Below are 18,979 nucleotides of genomic sequence, written 5' to 3' on the forward strand. Positions count from 1 at the left end.
ACCGATATTATGAATGACATTACGGTTGAAAAAGTTGTCAACAAGACCAACTCAACTGCCTACGACAGCCTGGACAAGGCCATGAGGCTTACGAAGGATGCCGGCCACCGGCATCTCGAGCTGGTCCACTGGTTTTACTATCTGATCCGCAACGAAAATTCTGATGTATTTCATATTCTGCGGCATTTCGACGTCGATCTCGGCACCCTTGACAAGGACCTGCAGGCCGCGCTTGCAGAGTTCAAGATCAACCAGACCGAACTTCCGTCCATGTCCAAGCCTTTCCGCGAAGCGCTGGAAGGAGCCTGGTTCGTTGGCACGCTGGCATACGGCGACTACAAGATCCGCACGGCCTATGTCCTTCTTTTCATGCTTGGCGAAGAGAGCACCCGAACGCAGCTTTTCCAGCTGTCCAAGGCTCTCAACAAGCTCAAGCACGATGAAATCGCGAACAACCTTGACGCCATCGCCGGATCATCCGGTGAAGTGCGGGCGAGGCCCATCGACGGTTCAAGTCCAGCCTCCGGTAGCGCAGCAGGCGAACCGGGCGCAGAGCCGCTCGCGGCAGGCGGCCCCGGGGAAGATGCACTCAGCCAGTTCACGGTAGATTTCACAGCTCGTGCGCGGGCAAAGGAATTCGATCCGATCGTCGGCCGCGACGAAGAAATCCGGCAAGTCATCGACGTTCTGATGCGCCGCCGCCAGAACAACCCGATCCTGACCGGCGAAGCCGGGGTCGGCAAAACGGCTATCGTCGAAGGCTTTGCACAGAAAATCGTTGCCGGGGATGTTCCGCCCGCGCTCTTGGGCACCCGCCTTTGTGCGCTGGATCTCGGCTTGCTTCAGGCCGGCGCGTCGATGAAAGGCGAATTCGAGAAACGTCTGCGCGCGGTCATTGATGCCGTCCATGGTTCCATCGTGCCGACGATCCTGTTCATTGATGAAGCCCACACATTGATCGGAGCCGGCGGCGCTGCCGGAACGGGCGATGCAGCCAACCTTCTGAAGCCTGCACTTGCCCGCGGCACACTCAGGACCGTCGCAGCCACGACGTGGTCGGAATACCGCCAGCATTTTGAAAAAGACCCGGCCCTGACACGGCGCTTCCAGCCCGTGCAGGTTGACGAACCGGACGAGGAAAAGTGCTTTGCCATGGTGCGCGGCCTGCTTGGCCCGATGGAAGATCATCACCAGGTTCGCATCCTCGATAGCGCTGTGCGGTCAGCGGTATCTTTGTCACATCGCTACATTCCAGCGCGCCAGCTGCCGGACAAGGCTGTCAGCGTTCTCGACACCGCCTCGGCACGCGTCAACATCTCGCAAGCAGCACAGCCGGCCCGGTTGCTGGACCTGGTTGCCCGAAAAGGTTTTCTGGAGACAGAGAAAAAGGCCCTGACCAACGATGCCGAACTGGGCCTGGAGCATCAGGAACAGCTCGAGGCACTGTCCAAAGCGATTACAGAAACCGAAAGCGACATTGAGACTGTCCGCAATCAGTGGGAAAACGAGCGGAAACTGGTAGCCGGAATCCGGCGTTTGAATGCCGCTCTTGCAAAGCTTCGCGGTGTTGAACCTGCGCCTCATCCGGAAAGCGAGGCAATCGAAGATCCGCAGCACGACAAGCCCGCTCTAGTTCCGATCGACGAGATCGAGCTTGAACTTGACGTCGACCTGACCAACGAAGACGCCATTCGCGAAGCGCTCCAGGCGATGCGCACTGAGCTTTCCGAAATCCCCGAAGATGATCGCATGGTCTATGCCTATGTCGACGATGAGGCTGTTGCCAGCATCATTTCCGACTGGACCGGCATTCCGGTCGGCCGGATGGTGCAGGACGAAATGCAGACGATCCTGACGCTGACCGACAGCCTCAACAAGCGCGTGATCGGTCAGGCCCATGGCCTGGCAATGATCTCGAAGCGCATCGAGACCAGCCGCGCCCAGTTGGGCAATCCGGACAAGCCCATCGGCGTGTTCATGCTGTGCGGCCCCTCCGGTGTCGGTAAAACCGAAACCGCTCTGGCCCTTGCCGAGACCCTTTATGGTGGCGAGGAAAGTCTGATCACCATCAATATGTCCGAATTCCAGGAAGCACATTCCGTTTCCGGTCTCAAAGGCGCTCCTCCGGGATATGTAGGCTATGGCGAAGGCGGCCGGTTGACCGAAGCCGTGCGGCGTAAGCCTTACTCGGTCGTCCTTCTGGACGAAGTCGAAAAGGCTCATCCGGATGTTCACGAGATCTTCTTCCAGGTCTTCGACAAGGGTTGGATGGAAGACGGCATGGGCCGCAAGATCGACTTCCGCAACACGTTGATACTGCTGACCTCGAATGTCGGCACTGACATCATCATGAATGCAGCAAGTCACATGCTGGATGCGCCGGTTTCCAGTGATCCAGACCTTGCGGCAACCGACCCGAACGCGCCGGATCCGGAGAAGCTCGCGGAAACCTTGAGACCAGCGTTGCTCGACGTGTTCCCGCCGGCCCTGCTCGGCCGTATCGTGACCATCCCCTACTATCCGCTGTCACCATCCATGCTCGGGTTCATCGTCCGGCTTCAGCTCAACCGTATTGTCAAACGGGTCAAACAGAACCGGGATGCCGTGCTGAGTTATGGCGACGACGTGGTGAGCCATATCGTTTCACTCTGCCGCGACCCGGACAGCGGTGGCCGCATGATCGACAACATCCTGACCAACGACCTTCTGCCGAAGCTGTCGCGTGCTTTCCTCACGGCGCAAATGAACGGCGAAGAACTGAAGGGCGTGACCTTGAAAGCGACGGAAACCGGTATCGAAATCGAGCCGGCCAGCTGACATCAACCAACAAAAACGCCGGACAGGTTCTCCCACCTGTCCGGCGTTTCGATTCTGCCCGGAAATCTGCGTGATTGTCGCTGGTCCTGGTTCAGCCCCCGATAAGAACGGTAAATTCCCCGGTCGTGATCGCGCCACCCTTGGCTGTCGGATCGCCAATGCGGGCCGCGGGCAAACTTCCGATAAGAACAGTCAGCGACCCCATGATAATGGGGTCGACATTTGCGGGCGGAGGGCCGACACACACGCAAAGGTCCGTCATTCTCGCAGCAGGACGCTTGCCGATCAGGACGTTGATCTTGCATGGTGGCGCAATTGGCAACCCCGGCGGAACGGGTGTCATCGGGCACATATGAAAATCGCCCAGGCGGGCAGCTGGTCTGGTCATGGCAGCCTCGTGCGTTGTTCCACTCTTGCCAGAATGAACGTTCCTGCGACAAATACTGGGACCTGGATCACAGTCTGGCGTATTTCAGCGCTTCCGCAAGTCCTGTTTCACTGCACGCTCAAAATGTCTGCAATCACCGTCCGGTATTCCTGCAGATCCTTGCCTCCGACAGACTGCGGTGCTTCCGCTCCCGTCTCCATTTCAAAGGCCAGCGGGTCTGTCGGCTCTCCCCTGTGCCTGATTTCGAAATGAAGGTGCGGTCCGGTGGAAAGCCCGGTAGTTCCGACGTAACCAATCAGATCACCCGCCTGAACCACAGACCCCAGCTGGATGCCATCGGCGTATTCATGCATATGCGCGTAGCGGCTGGTAATTCCGTCCTTGTGGGTGAGTTCAATGAAATTGCCATACCCGCCTCGAACATCGCGATAGGTGACCTTTCCGGAAAAGGCCGCGTGGATCGCAGTTCCCGTGGGGGCCGCCCAATCGACACCGGCATGCAGGCGTTCCGTTTTCTTGATCGGATGAAATCTCATGCCGAACTTCGATGTCAGAACACCTTTGACCGGGACAAGCATGGCGCCGGACAAGCTAACCTTGCCACCTTCGTTCACACAGGCAAAACCGCGATTACCGGGCGCTTTCAGCACGTAGCAGCGAACGGACCAGTCGTCCCCACGCCGAACACCGGCAAAGAGCACCCTGCCACCGCCACGCTTCTCGTCTCGAGCACTGTCCGTGAATACCAGAGTGACTCTCTCATCTGGTTTGATCGACCGCTTGAGGTCGGTCATGGGTGCCAAATATGCGATTGCCTCGCCCACGATAGAAGCGGGCACGGCATTGCGGACTGCAGTGGCATAAACACCGTCGATCAAGCGATGCGAGTTGGCAGGTTGAGTTGCCTCCTCACCCGCGATCTTCTGTTCCACGATCGTCTTGCCAAACCAGGGATCGGCGCCGGCTACATACCCGTCCCCATCTCTTCCGACCGAATAGGCGGCTGTACCGATATACCCTTCCCGGCCGTAGATCGAAATCTGGACAGGCCGATAATAATCGCCAATCCGGCCTACCTTGTTCGGCATGCGAATACCACGCGCCGCGATCTTGTCGCCTGCGATCAAATCGCTTTTGTCAAAGTTGTCCTTGACGAATTCCACCAGCGAATCCAGGACTTCCTCGTCGAAGCCTTTGCCTTTCAGGAAATCCTTGAGCGTAGCCGCTTTTGCTACCTCCTCGCGTACTTCGACCCGGCTGGGCCCCTGACCGATGGGACGCTCGGTGAGATAGAGGTTCAACGTGTCAGTTGACGGTTTCAGAAACACCGGCAAATCGGGAGAACCATCGTCCGCGGGCTGCGCATCTTCTTCAACGACTATGCCCTCGGCCTCATCCCCGCCCCCGAAATTGCCGAACTGAAAGTCCGCCTCACTACCCGGTGCGCGTATAACAAGGTTGCCGTCATCGTCCAGCATCTGGCTGTCCAGCACATATGCGGCAACAGACGGTACCGATGCAGCACCGTCCCCGATCGCAGCGGCTGGCACTGGACGCTCCGACAAGTCTATCCGCCGATTGGCGGCACCATCCTTCAAAAGGACCGGGTCGCCCGCCAACGGAATGACAGCAGAGAGGGCCATGTCGAAAAACGGATCGGCCGGAACATCGAGATCCTCCTCGTTGGTCAACGCAGTGTCATCAACATCCTGTTCCAGGGCTTGATCATTGGCGACGGTTTCGTCCGGATCTTGCTGCGGAGCATTTTCCGGAGAGGCGCTGTCCGTCACCGCTTCGGCGATCTCCTGTAACCCTATTTCCTCGGGGGGTGACAGGGATATCGCGCCGGAGGAGATCAGATGGGCAATGCCGCCAGCAGCACCGCCCAGCACCAGGAACCCGATGGCCATTGCAGCATAAAGCACAATGGGTGACCGTTTCGGAGCCGCCCCCTTGGCCGGCGCAGCTCCTGGCTTTGGTGGTGGTGTAGCGGTAGGGCCAGCTTGTGGCGCCTTTTGCGACGGACGGATCACGGTCCTGTCAAACTCTGGGCGATGAGCACCCGGATTTTGGTTGTCAGGCCATTGGACCATTGTGAGACCTTAAGCGCAGCGTCGCAGCTGCTCAGGCTGCCGAAAATCAATATCCCGATCATGCAGGATGATTGGGAAAGATGCAAAAAATGCTGTGTTTGAAAGCGCTTCGTCAGGAGCGCGGAAACGTGACCAGCTTGCTCCTGTCCTGTTCCTGCCGCGCGATCGTCCGTTTTTCTTCCGGCTCCATGTACATTTCAGGTAGATCCAGAGTGTAAACGGTGATGTCAGAACTGAGACCACGCAATTGTCCTTTCCAGATCTCAGCAACCGGATAGGACGAAGGCAGTTTCTCGGCGACCGATTGACTGACTGCGAGACGAACCTTGTGGTCCTTGGCAACGGATTCGACCCGGCTTGCCGTGTTGACGGTGGTACCCATGACGGTGAAGGAACGGCGATGTTCACCACCGATGTCGCCCACCAGAACCGGTCCGGCGTTTAGGGCTATGCGCAGGTCCAGCGGTGGTTGTCCGGTGATTTCGCGCAATTTGTCTAGCAGATTTATGATTTCTGTTGCGGCATCGACAGCCGATTTTTCGGGATGCTCGACCGTATTGGGTGCGTTCCAGACCGCCATGATCGCGTCGCCGATATACTTGTCGATATACCCTTGGTGAGCGGTGATCACCTGTCCGATCCTGTCGAAACAGGAATTGACCACGCGCACCACATCCTTATCGGCGAGTTTTTCCGACATCTTGGTGAAGCCGACGATATCGATGAAGGCCACGACGACATGCCGGGTTTCCCCACCAAGCGCCGGCAATTGTTCGGAACTCGCCATCAGCTTGATGACATCCGGGGCAAGGTAGTGACCGAAGAGCCTCACCAGAGACCTCTGCCGGCGCTGTAGGATGCCTACCTTCCCGACAGCCGCGATGATTGTCGCGGTGACGAAGGCAACCGGAGCAACGCCTGGCGAAGGAAACATACCGAGCTCCATACTGCCAAGGCTCACGCCCAGTCCGCAAAGCACTCCGCCGACAGCCACAACAGGTAAGACGACCAGCGGAAGCGACAGACCTGCGAGCGCGCCAACCACGGCAAAGATGACCGCAAATGCGGGGACGAGACCAGCGGGAGGCTCGGTCACGATCCTTCCGGCGATAGGCGAGCCGATGAAATCGGCCAGTACAAATACACCGGCGGTTTGCGGCTGTACGCGCGGTCGCCCGCTTGGCCCCGTTTCTGCCAGCTGTTCTGGCAGATGAGGCAGGAAACGGTCAGAAAAAAGATGCTCGTCTTCATAGGGCAACAGCCCGCCGAACAGTACGATGCGGCCTTCTGCAAAACGGGCAAGCTCCTGCCTGCCCTCTTTACTATCCAGAAGCTGCAGAACATCGATAAGCGAAAGATACGGAACGGACGTTGCGAGGCGGGCGGATGGCACCGGAATGTAGGTTTCAGCGACCTCGACACCTGCGATACCCAAAAGCGCATCGATCAGATGTGGCGAAGCGGTGAGAGGTGAATGCGGCTCGTGTCGTCGCACCACACCGTCGCTGTCAGTTGAAACGATAACCGACCTGACACCGCCCTCACCGGCTGCAGCGGAAAACATGCGTTGAGGTACGCCTATTTCGGTGTGAGCAATGAACACCTTGCCGCGGTTCTGATAGAGGAACCGCTGAAATGCCAGGTCAAAACCTTTCAATCTGGCTTCGCCGGTGCTGGGATCCACAAAGCCGTCCGCACTATAGGCAAATACAAAGTCATAGCCCAGCGCCACCGCGCCGGCATTCAGCATGGCTTGTCCGGCCTCTGCCAGAACCGGGGTCATCAGAACCCGCGGTATTGGTGCCAACCGGTCGGAGTTAAGCGCTTTTTGATCAAGGCCGACCACGACAACAGGTGCAGGACCTGCCTGCTCCTTGTTGTCCATGAGGGCCTTGATCTGGAACAGGCGGTCTGTCACCCACCCTTCCCAGATGGCCTTTTGAGCGGATAAACCGATGGCGATCCCAGCCCCTACCGCAACGAGTGCGATGAGCAAGATGAGCTGTTTTCGTCCAATGGCTGCGTCCGCGAACCGGCCGCCAAATATCATTTCACGATGACGACAGCGGTTTTCCGTCCAACCTGGACCGGGTCGATAGTGATCGTGCGCATGACGACACCATAGTCTGGCGCCTTGCCTTGCAGGAACAGCTCAACCTCAACGGCCTCGTCTTCCGGCTCACGGTTCGGCATATCGGTCAGAATATTGTCGAGCATATCGAAGCGCTTGGGTTCACCGCCCCCAAAGGAAACAAACACCGTGTCGTATTGATCGCGCAGCTTGTTGTCGAACCGCAGCATCAATGACGCAGCTTTCTTGTTTTCCAGTGTAAGGCCACGCAGCGTGACGGTCAGACCTTTGTCAGCCTTTTCGCTGTCGGTTCCGCTGTCTGCCTGCAAGCAGTTACCCGCTCTCAGAACTTTCTGTTCAGAACCTTCTGCGGTGTATCCCTCGGAAGATACCTTGAGCACACCGGCCTGAATCCTGACTTCCTGACACGCGGAATAGTCCAGCAGGTCAACATGTCCGGTAGCGCCGAGATCGACTACGTCACCAGGCATTAGCTCGGTAAACGCGGACACATCAACACCTTCCGACTTGTCCAGCACCAGCGCAATCGGATCCGCTAGTGCAGATCCGGCGGACAGCGCAAACATCAGACCCGCGAGAGCACTCGTGGCCTGCAAACTTCGCCTTGAACAGGCATGCTTCAAAATCCGTTTCATGAAGGGCTCCTGATTCCCTGGTCATTCCAAATACGCCCGGCCTTTTCGACGCAGCCCAGCGCTGACTATGGTTCGATATTACCAGAGGATGGCGAAATGAGTGTGGCCATGGTCACAAAAATTCTTTTCAAGCGCAACAAGATAGAAGGAGACCTCGCGTGTCAGCCGGCGGGCTCCGTGTAGACACCGGCAATACCCACAGCATCTGCATACTGGCCAATCAACTCAAGCAATTTTGGTGTCAACTCGGCGCTCAGAGGTTTGCCATCGAGTGCAGCCAACACGCCGACCAATTGAGGCATCGGTTTGGCCGCCCGTACCATAACGATATGGTCCGCACCGAACGGCAGGGCAGCCCTCAAGTTCAACACATAAGGCTTGGCTGCCTGAACCGTGGTGTCCTTGCCAAGCGGGTCTGCCTTCTTGTTGGGGGCAAGCAGACGAAGCGTGCCGTCTGCTTCCAGTGCAAACACGGCCATATTGCCTGCCTGGTCCGATTTAAGACCAACCTTGAACGCATCTCCTTCAGGGATATGACCGACTGACGGCTGGAGTGTTCCTTCAATAGGCTGGCGCTCCCGCGACAAGGCATAAAGATCGGTCAGAAAACCCCATTTGGTCACAACATCGGAAAACCGGTCGATGTTGGTCGCCTTGCCGCGCAGCACCACGTCGCCAAATTTGGTCAGGACGTCGCCTTCTTCCACATCCCAGAACAGATCCGCGGTCCCATCTTCAACGACCTTCAGGCGGCCCTCCTGTTTGCCGGCCAGCTGCTGCAATACCGGTGTGGCAGCATTGGTGCTCGCAGACAGGGTCAAGACGCCGTTTTCATGTGCGAATATCTGCTCGTTGACACGCGGCAGGACAGCGGCGCGGCTGTCACCGCTCATGGTCAGGCTGGGCGACTGGCGTCCCTCCGTTGCGACCCGCACGGTTTCCTTGAGAAACAGGCTGAGCTCTTCCATGGAGATACCGCCATCACGATCCAGGTCCGCCCTTCCCTCGACACCGCGCGCGAAGGCCCAGCTCAAGGCACCGCGCGGTTCACCTGCAATCAAAAGTTCCGGGATGACCTGTCCATCGACAGTAGCGCCTACGTAGATAACGTTGGGAAGGTCCTGGACATCGCCTGACTGCTGCGCGTTTCCGGCCAGCATGGGCGGAAGAGGTTGAGAGCGAAGGGCGTCGTTCTCGAACGGTGGTAAACCAACCAGCCGCGTCCCCAGCCGTGTGATACGCGGGTCCACGGATCGGGTCATTGTGCCTGAGTGGCAGCTATCTGCCAGAACCAGAACACTGCGTCCACCGGCAGCCCGGAGCATTGCGGCGATGTCATCGTCTCGCAGTCTCTCGCCATTACCCGGAGCTGCAATATCGAAACCGGCCAGAAGGAAGACTTCGTCCATGCCGTCTTCTTCCGAACCCTTTACCCACTCGGGCTCCTGTGCCCCATGCCCAGCATAGGACAAAACAAGAACATCATCAGCGTCCGCGCGGGAAATGAGATCCTGCCACGACGAAAGGATTGCCTGCCTCGACGCATCGGCATCGTATAGCGTGGTCAGGTCGGTAACACCGGCAGCTGTCAGTGTTTCGGCGATGTCTCGCGCATCATTGACCGCCCCCTTCAAGGGAGAAACGTGCTGATAGGCGTCGACGCCCACAACGAGTGCTCGCCACTGTCCGGCTTCCGCTGTCGAGCCAAAGCTCACTGCGATAAGAAACAGGCTGCACACTCTGGCCCAGAAATATCGTCCGGACGCCAGGCCAAATGGAACATTCATCGGTGTTACCTTTTCTGTGCGAGGTTAGCCCCAGCTACCGCCGCCGCCGCCACTTGGGCCACCGCCACCGCCGCCGCCGCCACCGCCGCCACTTCCGCCGCCGCTGTTGCCTCCTCCTCCACTATTTCCGCCGCCGCTATTGCCGCCACCGCTATTGCCGTTGTTGCGGTCTTGAGCGCTAGGATCGTTGATCGGATCATAGGTAGGTCTCGAAGCCCTATTGGTCGTCGGGCTCGTGGTCGCAGGCTGCCTGACACCTTGCGGGGCCGGGTTTTGCTGTGTCTGGCATCCTGCCACCATCAGCGTCAGCAGTCCTGTGACTGGCAATAAGTACAAGAACGATTTCATCTGAATATCTCCCTCAACGATTAAAACAGATCATATCTGGGACGGTTCTGTTCCCACTGATGCTTTACCAGTGCAATCAGGGCCTCATCGCCTTCGGAAGGCGCCCGTCCAGAGGCTTCAAAGAAGTCGGCCAGGGCTTCACGGGTTTTCCGTCCCGGCTGCCCGTCAACCGGTCCTGGATCGAAACCGAGATCGGTCAGGGTCTGTTGCAACACCTTTGCCTTGAGGTTTTTCCGCGCATCGCCGAGAGCGGTCTTTGCCTGCTCGGCAGCCTGCGAAGACGGTTCAACAGCCACAGCCATGGCAAGCATGCGAACACGGTCCTGGCCTGCGGCATCGCCATCTTGCTGGCCAAGCATCCACGCGGTGTTGAATGCACCCCAGGGATCTCCGCGCTGGGCGCTTTCACGGAACCAGCGAGTTGCCTCTTCCGCATTTTTCTCAACACCCTGGCCATTGTAGTAAAGCAGTCCGATAGCCGTGCCTGCTGCGGGATGCCCGCCTTCATGTGCTTTCATGAACCAGCCAAGTGCTGCTTCATAGTCCTGCGGCACACCTTTACCATCGCGGTACAGCGTCCCCATGTTCAGGTAGCCATAAATGTCGTTCCGCGATGCCGAGCGATTGTAGTAATAAACGGCGCGGTCGATGTTTTCTTCCACATGCTGGCCATTCAGGTAGAAACCGCCAATGGCATTGAACGAGAACGTGTGGCCTGCCTCCACCGACTGTAGCAGTTTGTCCAGGCCGTCCTTTTCGTTCTGGGCCGTGCCTTCGCCCTTGATCTCGGCCATACCAAGCGAATGCAGAGCATAGGCGTCTCCCCGCTCCGCAGCCTTGCGGTATAGGTCGACAGCTTTCTCGCGGTCACGATCGATCCCCGCACCCAGGAAATACATGCGCCCCAGCACCTGGCCGGCACGAACATGTCCCATCTGGTAGGCCTGTTCAAAGTAACCGACAGCCTGTTGCAGGTTACCGGCAGCAAATGCTCCACGGCCGCGCTGGAAGACGAACCGGCCGATCTCCGGGTAAGCAGCCATCGCTTCGGCGCAGGCCGTATCCACAGCCGCCGCATCCAGATCGTTGGCGAGCCGTCCTTCCGTAACCGCCTGCAAATCGAAAGGCTGGGTTGCCAGGCGATCGCACTGCGTTACACGGGGTTGAACGATCTGCGTGATGGTTCTTGCAGGCGTTCCTTGGACAGCCGGCAATTCCAGAGCAAATTTCCGCGCTTCACTTTCGCTGCCGATCTGCGGACGGACGGTCAACGTCGCGAGCGCAGAAACAGGAAAACGGTCGCCGGCCTGCAGCAAGCGGTTGTCGGAAGCAAGCTGCAGGTCCGTATCGACAGAGACAACCTTCAGCCAGTCGCTTGTTGCCGGCAGATCCTCGACAGGCGCATCCGGATAGACGTTTACGGGGCCGGTGCCGATATCAGCTTCTACCGCTCCCTTTGAGGCCGTGTTGCCCAGCCATGACAGGAGAGCTTCAAGCCGCTTTGTGCGGTTTTCCTCCACCTGCTCGTTTTGCACCGGCGCTTCGGCCTGTGCGACCGTAATTGAGGCGATCGCGGATGCAGAACCACCCCATTGGTCCTCTACTTCGTAGGAGATCAGTTCCACGTCGCCGGGTTTCGAGCCTTCCGGAAAGAACTCGAGACTGGCAAGCTCTGCCGCATCTATCACGTCCCCCTCAGCAACGGCCCGGCCTCCCGGCAGCTTCAAGGTACCTTTTTCAGGTAGCAAGGTGAGCTTCGCCTTCAGCGTTCCACCTTCCGGCTGAACCGGTTCGGGGATGCTGATCGGAACGGATTCAGCCGATGCAGATACACTGACCCTGTGATGGGCAGTCACGATCGGAGCCGGTTTGGGCGGTACGAAATAGAAGCTGGTGACGAGCGTTGAATCCTCATATGGGATCTGCTGGCCGCCGGTCTTGCGAACCACGTCATCGCGAACCTTGGTCATCAGGTCCTTGATCTCGAGCGCCGGATCAAGAGCATTTTCGACCACAGAAGAGGTGAACGGGCTCATCGGCCCCTTGCCGTCGTAGGCAACCTGACCAGGACGCGTGGCATAGGAGATGAATGTGCCGAGCTTGTTCGGAATCCGGCGCAGCCCTCTGGTCTTTCCGAGCGAATATTCTTCCTCGCCCCAAAACAGGCTTGCGATTTCGAACGGGTTGTCCCGGCAGGCGTCAAGCATGACGATCTGCAGGCTGGAAGCGGCCTTCATGTAGTCCAGCAGATGGGACACCTTGAGGCTTTCGAATTCCAGGTCGTATTGAGAGGACAGTTTGGCGTCGACAGGAAGAATGAAATTGGATTCGCCAACCTGAAGCGCATGACCGGAATAGTAGAACAGCGCCGTGTCGCCGTCATTCAGTTCTCGCAGGAACCGGCGTACGACCTGCTCCAGATCCTTCTTGTTGAGGTCCGTGCCGATCGTCACATCAAAATCGGCCTCCCGAAGGATCCTGGCGATTTCCGTCGTGTCCGTAACGGGATTTTCCAGCGGGGTCACATACTGGTATTCCTGGTTGCCGATGACCAGCGCAACCCTGCGCCCGTCCTCGGTCTGTGCCATCGCCTGGGCGGAAGGCAATGCAAGAGCAGCACCCACCGGCAGGCTCAGAAGGCCCATCCTGACAGCTTTCCTCAACCGGCCCACAGGCTTGGTGGAGGTCATAGATTTGCCAACTCGTGTGGCAAGAGGTCGATAATCCCGTTTCTGCATAACGTCCTCAGCGCTTAAATCCGCGTGTAACTATCGCGCTAGAGCTGCTGCCTGTCTGTGATGGAACTCACACGGAGGCACTTCCGGCTCCAAAGCGTCCGGCGCCCCCGTCGATCTAATACCCTTAGGGAAAGTGATGCACACTTGTGGTCCCGACGCAAGGGAGACAACATCAGCAACCGTCAGCTGTTCAGGCAAAGCCGAGGGAATGCCACATCAGGCAAGTGTTTCTTTTCATTTCGAGTCATCCTACGCTGCTTAAAAGCCTGCAAATGCTCGGGAGGTCAGATGACAGACGCGTTCAGGATTCGCCAGCTGAAGGAAAGTGAGATTCACATTCCACTCGAATTGGCGATGGAGGAAGGTTGGAACCCCGGGATTGAAGACGGCCCAGCATTCTTCACAGCCGATCCGAACGGGTATTTTGCCGGCGAAATAGACGGAAAATTGATCAACGTTATTTCGGCAGTCCGCTACGGCGATACATTCGGCTTCATCGGGCTCTATATCTGCAAGCCCGAATTCCGGACCATGGGATACGGCCACCGGATCTGGGACCATGCAATGGCATATCTGGGGTCTCGGGTCATCGGTCTGGATGCGGTAAATGAGCAGACTGCGAGTTATGCCCAGCACGGGTTCAAATCTGTCTACCGGAACATCCGGCGTGCCGGCATCTCAATGTGCGATACGCCCATGGACCCGCGCCTTGCACCACTGGGTCATGGCCTTTTTCCCGGCATACGTGATTATGACCAACGCTTCTTTCCGGCTGAACGCACGCAATTCCTGAAGACCTGGGCCGCCCCCATGCTGGAAACACGCCGTGGCTTTGCCTTTGTCGAAGATGGTCATGTCAGGGGCTACGGCATTATCCGCCAGTGCCACGAAGGCTACAAGATCGGGCCCCTTTTCGCGGATGAGCCGGAAATTGCCGATACCTTGTTCCGCACACTTGCCGGACAGGTCAAAGGGCAGACCATTATCCTCGACACGCCCGAACCCAATGCGGCAGCATTGCTAATGGCGGAAAAATACGAGCTGTCACCGGAATTCGAAACCTTCCGCATGTATCGCGGCCTGGCACCCGATCTGCCTTTGGACCAGCTTTACGGCATCACAACGTTCGAATTGGGCTGAGGCGGAAAACCGCCCCGCCCCTGTTTCCGGTCAATGCTCGACTGACTGGTAGGCAAGAATGGCGCCGGCAAGGTCTTCCAGCGCAGCCCCCACCGACTTGAACATGGTGATGGCTTCCTCACTCTGCCGGCCGGGATGTTCGCCCCGACAAAGCTCATAAAGGTCTGCCTTGATTTCGCCTGGCGACAATACCCCGGCCTTGATCGGCTGAACGATATCTCCACCTTCGGAAAGGCACCCATCGCGGGTGTCCACGAAGATCTCTGCCCGCTTGACAAGATCGTCGTCACTCTCGCGCATGCTGGGCTTGAAGGCCCCCACAAGATCCACATGCGTTCCCGGCTTCAACAAGGCCCCCTTGATCAAGGGTTCGGAAGAGAGTGTTGCGGCACTGACGATATCCGCTTCCCCAAGCGCTTCCTTCAAACTTGTTGCTGATTTCAGTTTCACCGGAAACTGGTCGGCAAGCGAGCGCACGACTTCTTCCGTCTTTTCCCTGGACCGCCCCCAGATGGTGACTTCGTCAATGGAACGAACGGCCATATGCGCGGCGATCAGATTGGGAGCAAGGCGCCCGGTGCCGAGTACCAGCAGATGCCGCGCGTCGGAGCGAGCCAGGTAGCTGGCCGCAAGTGCGGAGGCCGCTGCGGTGCGCCTGGCTGTCAATTCCCCGCCGTCGATTAGCGCGAGCATCTCTCCGGTTCGTGCATCCGACAAAAGGTATTGCGCAGAAATTGCGGGAAGATTGCGCTCCGAATTGCCCGGAACCACATTGACCACCTTCACGCCCGCATATCCACCCGGCACCCAGGCCGGCATCAGCAACACAGTCGCATCGGGCTCACCGGGTATTTCCATGTCATGATGGTGGCGGGTTGGCATCACGCAGCCAGACCGGAACATCTTTGCCAAAGCGTCTATCAGATCAGGATATGGCAACGCATCGCGGGTCTGGTCTTCGGTCAAAAGCAGCATGTTGGGCCAATCTGTTAAGTGTTAACTTTATTGATACAAATCATATTCCCCGGAGCAGTCCAAGCATTTGCTCGGACGAAAAACTCCAGGAGAGCGTAATTTTCAGGACAAGTCGAAGATCATCATTACATAGGCGGCGAACAGTGCCAGATGAACCGCGCCCTGGAGATAGTTCGTTGCCCTGCTGCCGAACGTCAACAGGCTTATGAACAGGGTCAGCACGAGCATGATGATGTCGGCAGGTTCCAGGCCGAGTTCAATCTTGAGTCCTGTCACCCAACTTACGAGAAGGACGGCCGGCACCGTCAGACCTATGGTCGCCACCGCGGATCCAAGGCAGATATTTACAGCGCGCTGAAGCTTGTTATCACGTGCGGCCTGCAAAGCGCTGAGCCCCTCGGGCATCAGCACAAGTGCCGCAACAATGAACCCGCTCAAGGCCAGCGGTGCTCCCAGCCCCTCGATACCGAATTCAACATAGAGTGCGAGCTTCTTCGACAGGAGGATGATCGGAAGAAGTGCCCCGAACAGGCCAATGATGTGAAACGGCATCGACCGGACGACCACCCCATGATGCCCTTCATCATGGCCGTCGTCGTCGGGCTGCCGAAATATATCGCTGTGCGTTACCGTCTGGATCGCCAGAAACACGCCATACAGCAGCAGGCACATGACGACATCGAACGCTGACTGTAGCGGAGACAGCTCTCCGCCAGGAGCCGAGTGGGTGATGCGCGGCAACACGAGTGCAAAGATTGCCAGAGGCACAAGCACCGACAGGAACGCATTCGCGCCTTGCAGATTATAGGTCTGGTTCTTGTGGCGCAGGCCGCCTGCCAAAAGACACAGGCCAACCAGCCCGTTCAGGACAATCATCACGACCGAGAACATCGTGTTGCGTGCCATCGTCGGAATGGCGTCGCCCGACAGCATGATCGCAACAATCAGCGCAACTTCGATCCCGATGACCGCCAGGGTCAGGATCAAGGTACCGAAGGGTTCGCCAAGCAGGGTTGCCAGGCATTCCGCGTGCCGGACGACCGAAAAGGCGCACCACATAACCGTGACGAATATGACCGCCAGTAGCAGCAGCGACGGGACAATCCCGATCGTTTCCGGTTTCAAGGCATCGCCCGCGAAGGTGAAGGCGGCAAAGACCGCAAATCCAGTGAAGCTCGGCAATTCCGATTTGAGGCTGGTCACAAAGAAACCCGAAAAAAATGAAAACAGTCTGGACAGACTATAGGCCGCCGCCGCCGCCTTCAACCAATGCCGGCAGACAAAAAAGGCCGGCGCTTGGCACCGGCCTTCAGCTTCTGAAATGTCCGCAGGGTCAGATCGCCAAGTATTCCTGACGCAGCTGCGGATTGTCGAGGACTTCCTGTGCCGATCCGTCGAACACGACCTCTCCCATGTCCAGAATGACCGCCCTGTCGGCAAGGTGAAGCGCCGCGATTGCGTTCTGTTCAACAATGATGGTCGTGATGCCGAGATCCTTCACGCCTTCGAGGATGCGCTCGATCTCCTGAACGATCACCGGCGCGAGGCCTTCATAGGGCTCGTCCAGCAACAGCAGTTTGATGTCGCGTGCGAGGATACGTGCAACAGCCAGCATCTGCTGTTCGCCGCCGGACATGGTGATGGCGTCCTGCGACCGTCGTTCGGCCAACCTCGGGAAATGCTCGTAGATACGCTCGATCGACCATCCGACCGGCTCGGCAATCTGCGAAAGCTCCAGGTTCTCCTGAACCGTCAGTCCCGGAATGATGCGTCTGTCTTCCGGAACGAGGCCGACGCCCTGGCGGGCTGCCTGAAAGCTCTTCATGGTGTGAAGCGGCTTGTGATCCAGCCACACCTCGCCATGTTTCAGCTGCGGATCCTCCATCCGGGCGATTGCCCGCAACGTCGATGTCTTGCCTGCGCCATTGCGGCCCAGAAGTGCCAGGATCTCGCCCTCACGAATGTCAAAACTGACACCCTGAACGATATAGCTTTCGCCGTAATAGGCATGCAGGTCCCACGCAGAGAAAAATGCGGGGGCGCCGCCTTGAGATTTGCGCGGCGGGACGCCGGGAGCGGACCGGCCGCTGAACTGATCGTCAAGTAGGGTCACAGATGCGCTCCTCCGAGATAAGCTTCCTGTACGCGCGGGTCGCCCTTTATCTCTTCGGGCTTGCCTTCCGCGATGATCGTTCCCTGTGCGAGCACGGTGACCTTGTCGGCAAGCGAGAACACGACATGCATGTCATGTTCGATGACCACCTTGGTGATACCGCGTCCGGCAATCCGTTTCAGAAGATCGATCGTGTTGTTGGTATCGGCGCGGGACATGCCCGCGGTCGGTTCATCGAGAAGCAGCAGCTTCGGATCCTGCGAGAGGCACATGGCCAGCTCGAGCCGGCGCTTGTCACCACGTGACAGGGAACCGGAAATAACGTCTTTTTTCTCCGCAAGGCCGACGTCTTCCAGCATGTGAAGTGCCTTGTCCTGGATTTCCGCATCCCTATCGAGCCGCTTGAACGGACGCAGTGAGAACTGTCCGTCGCGCTTTGCCATGGTGGGGATAATGACGTTTTCCAGCAGGGTGAGTTCTGCGAAAATTTCAGGGGTCTGGAACACCCGAGAAACGCCGACCTGATTGATCTCGTAGGGCTTCATGCCTGTGAGCGAGATATCACCGAACTTCACCGTGCCGGTATCCGGGATCAACCGGCCGATCATGCAGTTCAGGAAGGTCGACTTACCCGCTCCGTTAGGCCCGATGATCGCGTGAACAGTGCCCTGCTCCACCGAGAAGTTGACATTGTTGAGGGCTCTCAGACCGCCGAACGACTTGTTGACGCCCTCTACACGTAGGATTTCCATATTCTTGTTCCTTACTCTGCAGGGGCAGTTGCACGGTTCGGTTCGGACTTGCCGGATGACCGCTTGAACAGCTTACCGATCCGGGACACGCCTTCCATGATGCCACCAGGCAGGAAGATAACGATCAGCATGAAGAGAACACCGAGCGTAAGATGCCAGCCTTCACCGACGAACAGGCCGGCAACGGAGATGACGGGGCCTTCGATAAAGTCCGGAAGGAAACCGAAAATCTCATGCAGGGTCTGCTCGTTGAAGGCAGAGAAGATGTTCTCGAAATACTTGATCAGAGCCGCACCGAAGATCGGGCCGAGCAAGGTGCCTGCGCCGCCGAGAATGGTCATGAGAACGACCTCTCCCGATGCAGTCCATTGCATGCGCTCAGCACCTGCCAGCGGATCGGTGATGCACATCAAAGCACCGGCCAGACCTGCGTACATGCCCGAGATCACGAACGCCGCCAGTGTGTAGGGACGCGGATTGAGGCCGGTATAGGTCATACGGTTCTGGTTGGTCTTGACGGCGCGCAACATGATGCCGAAAGGCGACCGGAAGATCCGCTGTGCAACGAAGAAGCCGATCAGAAGGATGACCGCACAGAAGTAGAACCCGCCCCACCCGGTCATTTCAATGCCGAACAGGTTCGCGATCAGCGGGCCTTCCTGACCACCATTGCCATCGAACAGACGCGGGTCGCTGCGCAGAACACGCAAGCCGGTCTCCCCGTTGGTGATTGGCGTCAGAACCGAATAGGCCAGGTTATAGGACATCTGAGCGAAAGCGAGCGTCAGGATCGAGAAATAGATGCCCGACCGGCGCAGCGACACATAGCCGATGGCAAGTGCGAAGATGCCGGAGGCGATGATTGCCATGATCGCGGCGGGGATCGGGTTCATGCCAAGCAGCTTGAACGTCCAGACTGCGGTGTAGGAACCGACACCCAGAAACGCGGCATGGCCGAATGACAGGTATCCAGTCAGACCGAACAGAATGTTGAAACCGGTCGCAAAGAGACCAAAGATTGCAAACTTCTGCAGAAGGTCGGGATAACCGGCACCAATCGGCTCAAGCCAGATCGGCATCGTAAGCACCGCGACAGCAAAG

14 protein-coding genes are annotated in these 18,979 nt (G+C 57.9%); 2 read left to right on the forward strand and 12 right to left on the reverse strand.

Annotated elements, in window-relative coordinates; translation table 11 throughout:
• Positions 1 to 9: 9 nt before the first annotated feature.
• Positions 10 to 2,817 (forward strand): type VI secretion system ATPase TssH, encoded by a 2,808-nt coding sequence (gene tssH, locus FIU93_RS21675; protein WP_152506722.1) that lies wholly within the window; start codon positions 10 to 12, stop codon positions 2,815 to 2,817.
• Positions 2,818 to 2,908: 91 nt separating this feature from the next.
• Here the strand turns inward: tssH and FIU93_RS21680 are convergent, their stop codons facing one another.
• The 7 genes from FIU93_RS21680 to FIU93_RS21710 form a co-directional block, all read right to left on the reverse strand.
• On the reverse strand, positions 2,909 to 3,205 hold the full coding sequence (locus FIU93_RS21680; protein WP_031268781.1) for a PAAR domain-containing protein: 297 nt from the start codon (positions 3,203 to 3,205) through the stop codon (positions 2,909 to 2,911).
• A gap of 107 nt (positions 3,206 to 3,312) precedes the next feature.
• Complete coding sequence (locus FIU93_RS21685) at positions 3,313 to 5,130, reverse strand: M23 family metallopeptidase (RefSeq protein WP_173017376.1); 1,818 nt, start codon at positions 5,128 to 5,130, stop codon at positions 3,313 to 3,315.
• Positions 5,131 to 5,410: 280 nt separating this feature from the next.
• The gene (locus tag FIU93_RS21690) at positions 5,411 to 7,216 is read right to left on the reverse strand and encodes an adenylate/guanylate cyclase domain-containing protein (protein WP_286202373.1); all 1,806 of its coding nucleotides are present in this window, start codon (positions 7,214 to 7,216) and stop codon (positions 5,411 to 5,413) included.
• Positions 7,217 to 7,344: 128 nt separating this feature from the next.
• On the reverse strand, positions 7,345 to 8,025 hold the full coding sequence (locus FIU93_RS21695; RefSeq protein ID WP_208984155.1) for a hypothetical protein: 681 nt from the start codon (positions 8,023 to 8,025) through the stop codon (positions 7,345 to 7,347).
• Positions 8,026 to 8,186: 161 nt separating this feature from the next.
• A complete protein-coding gene (locus FIU93_RS21700) occupies positions 8,187 to 9,812 on the reverse strand; it encodes a caspase family protein (RefSeq protein WP_083660549.1) in 1,626 nt (541 codons plus the stop codon).
• Positions 9,813 to 9,817: 5 nt separating this feature from the next.
• Positions 9,818 to 10,012: a hypothetical protein gene (locus tag FIU93_RS31615; protein ID WP_209010195.1), complete on the reverse strand. Its 195-nt coding sequence runs from the start codon at positions 10,010 to 10,012 to the stop codon at positions 9,818 to 9,820.
• Between the two features lie 168 nt (positions 10,013 to 10,180).
• On the reverse strand, positions 10,181 to 12,805 hold the full coding sequence (locus FIU93_RS21710) for a caspase family protein (RefSeq protein WP_173017377.1): 2,625 nt from the start codon (positions 12,803 to 12,805) through the stop codon (positions 10,181 to 10,183).
• Between the two features lie 381 nt (positions 12,806 to 13,186).
• Between FIU93_RS21710 and FIU93_RS21715 the strand changes: the two genes are divergently transcribed.
• Positions 13,187 to 14,038, forward strand: a complete 852-nt coding sequence (locus FIU93_RS21715; protein WP_152506726.1) for a GNAT family N-acetyltransferase — start codon at positions 13,187 to 13,189, stop codon at positions 14,036 to 14,038.
• A 30-nt stretch (positions 14,039 to 14,068) separates the two neighbouring features.
• Here the strand turns inward: FIU93_RS21715 and FIU93_RS21720 are convergent, their stop codons facing one another.
• From FIU93_RS21720 to FIU93_RS21740, 5 genes are all read right to left on the reverse strand, one after another.
• Complete coding sequence (locus FIU93_RS21720; RefSeq protein ID WP_022999382.1) at positions 14,069 to 15,013, reverse strand: ornithine cyclodeaminase family protein; 945 nt, start codon at positions 15,011 to 15,013, stop codon at positions 14,069 to 14,071.
• Positions 15,014 to 15,115: 102 nt separating this feature from the next.
• On the reverse strand, positions 15,116 to 16,216 hold the full coding sequence (locus FIU93_RS21725; protein WP_228148041.1) for a calcium:proton antiporter: 1,101 nt from the start codon (positions 16,214 to 16,216) through the stop codon (positions 15,116 to 15,118).
• 130 nt (positions 16,217 to 16,346) lie between these two features.
• Positions 16,347 to 17,126, reverse strand: coding sequence for an ABC transporter ATP-binding protein (locus tag FIU93_RS21730; RefSeq protein WP_022999384.1), 780 nt, complete (start codon positions 17,124 to 17,126; stop codon positions 16,347 to 16,349).
• Entirely contained in the window at positions 17,123 to 17,878 is a 756-nt protein-coding gene (locus FIU93_RS21735) for an ABC transporter ATP-binding protein (RefSeq protein ID WP_022999385.1), read from the reverse strand. The genes FIU93_RS21730 and FIU93_RS21735 overlap by 4 nt, the downstream gene beginning before the upstream one ends.
• Before the next feature lie 11 nt (positions 17,879 to 17,889).
• Positions 17,890 to 18,957, reverse strand: coding sequence for a branched-chain amino acid ABC transporter permease (locus tag FIU93_RS21740; protein ID WP_286133757.1), 1,068 nt, complete (start codon positions 18,955 to 18,957; stop codon positions 17,890 to 17,892).
• Positions 18,958 to 18,979 lie beyond the last annotated feature (22 nt).

The sequence above is a fragment of the Labrenzia sp. THAF35 genome, from assembly GCF_009363595.1.
Taxonomy (GTDB): Bacteria; Pseudomonadota; Alphaproteobacteria; order Rhizobiales; family Stappiaceae; genus Roseibium; species Roseibium algicola.

Excerpts from the sequence above, each read along its gene's own strand:
- tssH (WP_152506722.1), top strand. The coding sequence starts at position 10 with ATGAATGACATTACGGTTGAAAAAGTTGTCAACAAGACCAACTCAACT.
- FIU93_RS21680 (WP_031268781.1), bottom strand. The coding sequence starts at position 3,205 with ATGACCAGACCAGCTGCCCGCCTGGGCGATTTTCATATGTGCCCGATG.
- FIU93_RS21695 (WP_208984155.1), bottom strand. The coding sequence starts at position 8,025 with ATGAAACGGATTTTGAAGCATGCCTGTTCAAGGCGAAGTTTGCAGGCC.
- FIU93_RS21700 (WP_083660549.1), bottom strand. The coding sequence starts at position 9,812 with ATGAATGTTCCATTTGGCCTGGCGTCCGGACGATATTTCTGGGCCAGA.
- FIU93_RS31615 (WP_209010195.1), bottom strand. The coding sequence starts at position 10,012 with ATGATCCGATCAACGATCCTAGCGCTCAAGACCGCAACAACGGCAATA.
- FIU93_RS21710 (WP_173017377.1), bottom strand. The coding sequence starts at position 12,805 with ATGGGCCTTCTGAGCCTGCCGGTGGGTGCTGCTCTTGCATTGCCTTCC.
- FIU93_RS21715 (WP_152506726.1), top strand. The coding sequence starts at position 13,187 with ATGACAGACGCGTTCAGGATTCGCCAGCTGAAGGAAAGTGAGATTCAC.
- FIU93_RS21720 (WP_022999382.1), bottom strand. The coding sequence starts at position 15,013 with ATGCTGCTTTTGACCGAAGACCAGACCCGCGATGCGTTGCCATATCCT.
- FIU93_RS21735 (WP_022999385.1), bottom strand. The coding sequence starts at position 17,878 with ATGGAAATCCTACGTGTAGAGGGCGTCAACAAGTCGTTCGGCGGTCTG.
- FIU93_RS21740 (WP_286133757.1), bottom strand. The coding sequence starts at position 18,957 with ATGCCGATCTGGCTTGAGCCGATTGGTGCCGGTTATCCCGACCTTCTG.